The 7,201-nt window shown below is 62.2% G+C and carries 6 protein-coding genes; 1 reads left to right on the forward strand and 5 read right to left on the reverse strand.

Features of this window, described 5'->3' with window-relative positions:
* Positions 1-647 (forward strand): VPLPA-CTERM sorting domain-containing protein (locus ABJK70_RS17525; protein WP_347258616.1); only part of this gene is annotated, 647 nt, incomplete at its 5' end.
* 227 nt (positions 648-874) lie between these two features.
* On the opposite strand, the gene nadD is transcribed toward ABJK70_RS17525, so the two are convergent.
* The 5 genes from nadD to leuS all read right to left on the reverse strand — a co-directional run bounded on the left by nadD (position 875) and on the right by leuS (position 7,081).
* Positions 875-1,504, reverse strand: a complete 630-nt coding sequence (gene nadD, locus ABJK70_RS17530; protein ID WP_347258617.1) for a nicotinate-nucleotide adenylyltransferase — start codon at positions 1,502-1,504, stop codon at positions 875-877.
* Positions 1,505-1,615: 111 nt separating this feature from the next.
* Positions 1,616-2,878 (reverse strand): glutamate-5-semialdehyde dehydrogenase, encoded by a 1,263-nt coding sequence (locus ABJK70_RS17535; protein WP_077727881.1) that lies wholly within the window; start codon positions 2,876-2,878, stop codon positions 1,616-1,618.
* Positions 2,879-2,927: 49 nt separating this feature from the next.
* Positions 2,928-3,959, reverse strand: coding sequence for a DNA polymerase III subunit delta (gene holA / locus ABJK70_RS17540; RefSeq protein ID WP_347258618.1), 1,032 nt, complete (start codon positions 3,957-3,959; stop codon positions 2,928-2,930).
* Positions 3,956-4,480: an LPS assembly lipoprotein LptE gene (lptE, locus tag ABJK70_RS17545; protein WP_086133056.1), complete on the reverse strand. Its 525-nt coding sequence runs from the start codon at positions 4,478-4,480 to the stop codon at positions 3,956-3,958. Before lptE ends, holA begins: the two co-directional genes overlap by 4 nt.
* Positions 4,481-4,483: 3 nt before the next feature.
* Positions 4,484-7,081 (reverse strand): leucine--tRNA ligase, encoded by a 2,598-nt coding sequence (gene leuS, locus ABJK70_RS17550; protein ID WP_347258619.1) that lies wholly within the window; start codon positions 7,079-7,081, stop codon positions 4,484-4,486.
* Positions 7,082-7,201 lie beyond the last annotated feature (120 nt).

Consider the following 7,201-nt stretch of genomic DNA (forward strand, 5'->3'; position numbering starts at 1 on the left):
GCGGGACTGCCGCGCAGGCCGCCCTGCTGGAAGGCCAATCGGTTTATTTCCAGTTTGCGGACGAGGACCTGGATTACTTCGGGACACCGTCCATCGACGGCGATACCCTGAGCTTCGCCTTTTCCGATCGTTTTGCCGCCTCGGCTTCCCAGCGCCTAAGGGAAACCATGGAATTTCAGGTCATCGCCAAGGACGGATTTCTGATCAATCAGTTTCACTTGGCCGAGGGCGGCGACTATGCGCTCGCCGGAAAGAACAGCGGCGTTTCGGCCAGCAGTCGGCTCCGGCTCGACGACTTTAGCAACGACGAGTTGTTCCGCGACTCGGGTGAAAAATCCTTCCGCCTCGGCGGCAGCGGCGGCGAAAAGGCGGGCAGCTGGACCACGCTGTTCGAGCAGTCGATCGCCCGGAGCGAAGAACTGGACGTCCTCTTGACGACGATGCTGGGGGCCGTTCCGGTGGGCAGTCAGGGTGAGGCCTGGATCGATCTGAACGCGATCCGCGTGACCATCGGCGCGGTTCTGTCCGGCGGCGAACCGGCCCCGGTGCCTTTGCCCGCGGCCGTGTGGCTCTTGGCCTCCGGACTCGCCGGTTTGAGCGGCGTGGCGGCCGCCAAGAAGCGCCGCAGCGTGCTTTTACACGCATAACAAACATCATCGGCCGATAAGCGCCGCGTGTATCTCGGGTACCGGAGGAATTCGGCCAAAAGTAGCGCGGGCCGGGCCCATTCCGCTCTTGGCCGCGATGCGGGAACGCATCGCAAGATCCACACGCCGACCGAGGCAAAGGGATTGTACCTGCGGTCGCTTTCGTTCGATATGCTTGAAATCATCCTTGCTCGCGCCTGCGGACGCGCGGGACTGCCGTTTCTGGGCTACCGGTAAAGTGCTTCGCTTTGGATGAATCGCCGGACCGGCTCGGGAATCAAATAACGGGCGCTCTTGCCGGTTTTTACGGCTTCCCTGATGCGGGTCGCCGAAATATCGAGCTGGGTGACCTCGACGAAATGGATTGCTCCCGCCGGCTGAGGGCGTATGGCACCTGGCTGTTCGGTACGGCGTTCTGCGATGCGCGATGCCAAATCGCCCGCAAAATCGGGCGCCGCGCCCGGCCGTTGCATGACGACGATATGGGCGAGATCGAACAGCTCCCGCCAGCGGTGCCAGCGGGGAAAGCCGAGGAAGGCATCCAGCCCGACGATCAGGCACAACGGCCGAGCGCCGATCTCCGCTCGAATGGACGCAAGCGTATCCACCATGTAGGACGGCCCGGGCCGGTCTAGTTCCCGTGTATCGATACGGAAGCCGGGCTCGGCGTCGTGCAGGGCCAGCTCCAGCATCTTAAGGCGATGATCGGGTTCGGCCTCCGGCGCAGCGCGGTGGGGCGGCAAACGGCAGGGGACGAAGCGGACCTCGTCCAGTTTGACCGCTTCTTTGACTTCCAGGGCCGTCCGCAGGTGGCCGTAGTGGATGGGATCGAAGGTTCCGCCGTATATGCCGATCATGAGCGCTCTTGGGGGGAGAGGCCGTAGCAGTAGGTCGGGAACCCTTTCCCGACATATTCGTCGGCAAAGGATTGCCGACCTACGATACTAATCCGCCCTAGGTGTTGCAAGTCAGGCGCGGATATGCCCATCGCCCAGAACGATGAATTTCTGGGTGGTCAATCCTTCCAGTCCTACCGGGCCGCGGGCGTGCAGCTTGTCGGTGCTGATGCCGATTTCGGCGCCCAAGCCGTATTCGTAACCGTCGGCGAACCGGGTGGAGGCGTTGACCATTACCGAGCTGGAATCCACTTCCCGGAGAAAACGGCGCGCGCGGGTGTAGTCCTCGGTCACGATGGCGTCCGTGTGTTGCGATCCGTGCCGATTGATATGATCCAGCGCCTCGTCGAGGCCCTCGACCACGCGGATGGACAGGATGGGCGCGAGATATTCGGTGTCCCAGTCTTCCGCGGTTGCCGGCGTACAGTCCGGCAAGATTTGCACGGTTCTAGGGCAGCCGCGGAGCTCCACGCCCTTTTCCCGAAAGAGGTGCGCCAGGTCCGGAAGGAGAACGGGCGCAATCGGGGCAGCGATCAGCAAGGTTTCCATCGCATTGCAGACACCGAAGCGCTGGGTCTTGGCATTCAGAGCAATCTTGATGGCCTTGTCGAAATCGCAGCGGTCGTCGATGTAGACGTGGCAGATGCCGTCCAGGTGTTTGATGACCGGGATGCGGGATTCTTCCGTGATGCGCTCGATGAGGCTCTTGCCGCCGCGCGGCACGATCACGTCCACGTGGCGTTCCATGCGGATCAGCTCGCCGACCGCCGCCCGGTCGGTGGTTTCGATCAGTTGCACGGCGTCGCGGGGCAGTCCCGCTTGCTCAAGACCGTCCCGTATGCAGTCGGCGATGGCCTTGTTGGAATGTATGGCTTCGGACCCGCCCCGCAGGATGCAGGCGTTGCCGGATTTGAGGCAAAGCGCCGCGGCGTCCGCGGTCACGTTGGGGCGGGACTCGTAGATGATCCCGATGACGCCCAAAGGCACCCGCATCCGGCCGACCTGAATGCCGGAGGGTCTATAGGTGAGGCCGGTGATTTCGCCCACCGGATCGGAAAGCGCGGCCACTTCGCGTAGACCTTGAGCCATGGCGTCTATGCGCTTTTCGGTGAGGTCCAGCCGGTCGAGCATCGCGCCGTCGAGTCCCCTCTGCCGGCCGACTTCGAGATCCTTGTGATTCTCCGCCATCAACACCTGCGCATCGCTTTTCAGCGCGTCGGCGATGGCCAGGAGAGCGCTGTTCTTTGCGGCAGTCTCCGCACGGCTCATCGAGCGGGCGGCCTCGCGAGCCTGCTCGCCCACCCTAAGCATGTAAGTTTGAAGGTCGTTTAACATGGGTCGTTCAAGGAAAGGTGAATAATCGAAAGCGGTGAGCTATGAAACGTCAATGAGGCTTCGCCGTAATGCGTGTTCCCGAAGGTGCCGTGAGGCTTACGCAGACGGACAACAGTTCTTCCCAGGGGTCGCCCGTTTCCATGCCTTTGATCACTCTGTCAGCCTTGGCGCTGAGCAAGAGGGTCCGGTGAATGCTGTCGCGGTTCAGGCGCTGCAGTGCCTGGAGCACGGTCGATTTTCGTTTGTCCCACACTTGGCATTTCGCCAATGCCGATTCGGTCGGGGTGCCTTGGGCGACCAGAGCCATGATGTTGCCGATCAGGCGAACGTCGCGGGTGAGCGCCCATAGCGCGACCGCAGGCGCCACGCCTTCCGCCTTGAGTCCCGTGAGTACGCGGTAGGCTTTCTGAGTGTGACCGCGCAAGACTTCTTCGGCCAGATCGAAAACATCGTAACGGGCGCTGTCGGCGACGGCCTTGACGATCTGGTCGTCGTCGATCTTGCCCTTGCCGTACAAGATGTGCAATTTTTCGATTTCCTGGGCGGCCGCCAGCAAATTGCCTTCGACGCGGGCGGCCAATATGCGGATGCCCGAGCGGTCGGCCAACAGACCTTTCGCGTTCAAGCGCCGGTCGAGCCAGCGCAGCAATTGCTCGCCCTCCAGGGGCCAGACCTGGACCACCACGCCGATGCGGTCGATGGCCTGGTACCAGCGGCTTTTTTGTTCGGCGCCCCCGATTTTCGCGCTGCTGACGATGAGGACTGCGTCTTCCGCGGGCCGCTCGGCATAACGCGCCAGGGCTGCCGCCGCCGCTTTGTCCGGCTTCGCGGGAAGGCGCAGGTCCAAAATGCGCTTTTCGCCGAAGAGAGAAAACGAATCGGCTGCCTCCTGCAAGCTGCCCCAGTCGAAGCCGGTATCGGCGTAGAACAATTCACGGCTGCCGTACCCGGCGGCACGCGCTGCCTGCCGTATCGCGTCGGCCGCTTCCGCAAGCTGCAGGGGCTCGTCTCCGCTCAGGAAATAAACCGGAGCCAGACGCTTCTTCAGTTGCTCTCCCAGCTGCTCGGCGGATAGTTTCACGACTTGTCCGCAGGCGGGCGGCTCAGTGCGTAAGCGACGCGGCGAAACAGGAGTTGGGCGGCCTCGCGCTGCATCTCCTGCTGGATTTGGTATTCCTCCTGGGTTTGACTGAGCGGGGAGGTCTGATCGTTGAAATAATCCCGTTTCAGCTCGAGCTCCTGGCGCGGCAGCAGTATCTCGCCCTGTGGCGTCGACACCTCGTAGACGACCCGATAGCTCAAATCGAACAGGTTGGCCCGGCCTTGCTTGCTCAGACCGATCGGGCGGCGGTCCTGCCTCGCCTGGACGATGTGGATCACCGCGCCGGCCTGGCTGGGAGCCGCCGCGAGGTTGCCCCCGGAATAAGACAAAATCTGCGAAAACTCCTGAACGAACAGGTCTCCGCGCCCCAAACCGTCGATGTAGAAGGTTTTAGCGACCATCGTGGCCGGCAAGCTGCCGCGGAGATGGAATCCGCAAGCCGAGAGCAATAGGGCGAAAATTGCCGAAACCGCCGCTTTTGCGAGAGACCGTCTTGTCATTGACTACACCACGATGTTGACCAGCTTGCGCGGAACCACGATAACCTTTTTGACCGGTTTGTCCTCGACGAAGCGCTGCACGTTGGGATCGCCGAGCGCGGCGGTCTCCACTGCGTCGTTGGCGGCGTCCACCGGCACGGTGATTTTGCCGCGCAGCTTGCCGTTCACCTGAACCACCAGCTCCACGGTGTTTTGCACCAGCGCCGATTCGTCCACTCTTGGCCATGCCATGGTCGCGACCGTTTCGGGATGTCCGAGCTCGTGCCACAAGCGGTGGCAAATATGGGGCACGATGGGAGACAGCATCAGCACCACGAGCTCCAGCGTTTCCTGGCGCACCGCGCGTCCCCGATCGCTCGCATCGTCGAACTTCGCCAAGGCGTTGAGCAGTTCCATGTTGGCGGCGATCGCCGTGTTGAAGGTGTAACGCCGGCCGATATCGTCGCTGACCTTGCGAAGGGTCTCGTGCGTCTGGCGCCGCATGGCCTTTTGCGCCTCGTCGAGCGCCGTCTTGTCGAGCCTAGGGGCGGGGCCTTGGTCGACATGGACGGCGACCTGTTTCCAGAGGCGCCTCAGGAACCGGAATCCACCTTCCACGCCGCTGTCCGACCATTCCAGCGACTGCTCGGGCGGGGACGCGAACATCATGAACAAGCGCGCCGTGTCCGCGCCGTAACGATCGATCAGCGCTTGCGGATCGACGCCGTTGTTCTTGGACTTGGACATTTTTTCGGTGCCGCCGATCGTGACCGGCTGTCCATCGGCCTTCAAGCTCGCGCCCAGCGGCCTTCCCCGCTCGTCCAATTGCACGTCCACTTCGGCCGGGTTGTAGTAGTGCTTCTTGCCGTCGGCCTGCTCCCGGTAGAAGGTCGGCGCCACCACCATGCCCTGGGTGAGCAGATTGGTGAAGGGTTCGTCGCTGTCCACCAGGCCCACGTCGCGCATCAGCTTATGGAAGAAGCGCGCGTACAGAAGATGCAGGATGGCGTGCTCGATGCCGCCGATGTACTGATCCACCGGCAGCCAGTATTTGGCGCGTTGATCCAGCATGGCGTCGTGGCTGTCCGGGCAGGCATAGCGGGCGTAGTACCAGGACGATTCGACGAAGGTGTCCATGGTATCCGTCTCGCGCTCAGCCGGGCCTCCGCATTTCGGGCAGGTTGTTTGATACCACTCGGGCATTTTCTTGAGCGGAGAGCCCACATCGATCTTGACGTCTTCCGGCAATACCACGGGGAGCTGATCTTCGGGTACCGGCACGTCGCCGCAGTTCGGACAATGAATGACGGGAATCGGGCAGCCCCAGTAACGCTGGCGGGAGATGCCCCAGTCGCGCAGGCGGAACTGGGTGCGCTTCTGGCCTAGGCCTTTGGCTTCGAGATCGGCGGCGATGGCGTCGAAGGCTTGCTGGAAATCGAGGCCATCGTATTTTCCCGAATTCACGCACACGCCGTACTCGGCATAGTCGTCTATCCACTCGCCCTCCGGATCGACCGTCTCATAAGCGTCCGATTTGGACGCGATGACGGTTTTGATCGGCAGTCCATATTTATGCGCAAACTCGAAATCCCGCTCGTCATGCGCCGGCACCGCCATCACCGCGCCTTCGCCGTAGCCCCACAATACGTAATTGGCGACCCACACCGGCAGTTTTTCGCCGGTTAATGGATGAATGACGAAGCGGCCGGTCGCCATGCCTTTCTTTTCCATGGTGGCGAGCTCGGCTTCCGCCGTGCCGCCGTGTTTGCATTCCTCGATGAAGGCTTCCAATTCCGGATGGCCTTCCGCGGCTGCCAGGGCCAGCGGATGTTCCGCCGCCACGGCGACATAAGTCGCGCCCATCAGGGTGTCGGGGCGGGTGGTGTAAACCTTGAGGACGTCGCTGCCGTCCTCGTAGGGAAAATGCACTTCGCAGCCGTGGCTCTTGCCGATCCAGTTGCGCTGCATGGTCTTCACCTGTTCGGGCCAGCCCGGCAACTGGTCCAGCCCGGCGAGCAGTTCCTCGGCGTAGGCGGTGATGCGCATGAAGTACATGGGGATGTCGCGCTTTTCCACCGGCGCGCCCGACCGCCAGCCGCGGCCGTCGATCACTTGTTCGTTGGCCAGCACGGTCTGGTCCACGGGGTCCCAGTTCACCGGGGCGACCTTCTTGTAGATCAGGCCTTTTTCGAACAGCTTGGTGAACAGCCATTGTTCCCAGCGATAATAATCGGGCTTGCAGGTGGCGATCTCGCGGCTCCAGTCGATGGCGAGCCCCAGCGACTTGAGTTGCTTGCGCATGTAATCGGCATTGGCGTAAGTCCACGCCGCCGGAGCGACCTTGTTCTGCATCGCGGCGTTTTCCGCCGGCAGTCCGAAGGCGTCCCAGCCCATCGGCTGAAGCACGTTCTTGCCCTGCATGCGCTGATAGCGGGCGATCACGTCGCCGATGGTATAGTTGCGGACATGGCCCATGTGCAGCCGCCCGCTGGGGTAGGGGAACATGGACAGGCAGTAATACTTTTCCCTGGCCGGGTCTTCGACGGCGCGGAAAACGCCCTGGGCTTCCCAGGCGTCCTGGGCTTCTTGTTCGATGGTCTGCGGCTTGTAAATGTCTTCCATACGCGGGGATTTCGGTCGCCGAATTAAACCTTGTAGGATACTAAAGCACTCGCCGGTACCGCAAATGGGCGCGGGCTTCGTCGGCGATCCTCGTTTTGTCCTGAAAACCGGATTTCGTAG

It is taken from the genome of Methylocaldum sp. (assembly GCF_039794385.1).
Classification (GTDB): domain Bacteria; phylum Pseudomonadota; class Gammaproteobacteria; order Methylococcales; family Methylococcaceae; genus Methylocaldum.

Bases quoted from the DNA above. Each gene is read 5' to 3' on its own strand.
- leuS (WP_347258619.1), bottom strand. From the start codon at position 7,081: ATGGAAGACATTTACAAGCCGCAGACCATCGAACAAGAAGCCCAGGAC.
- nadD (WP_347258617.1), bottom strand. From the start codon at position 1,504: ATGATCGGCATATACGGCGGAACCTTCGATCCCATCCACTACGGCCAC.
- lptE (WP_086133056.1), bottom strand. From the start codon at position 4,480: ATGACAAGACGGTCTCTCGCAAAAGCGGCGGTTTCGGCAATTTTCGCC.
- ABJK70_RS17535 (WP_077727881.1), bottom strand. From the start codon at position 2,878: ATGTTAAACGACCTTCAAACTTACATGCTTAGGGTGGGCGAGCAGGCT.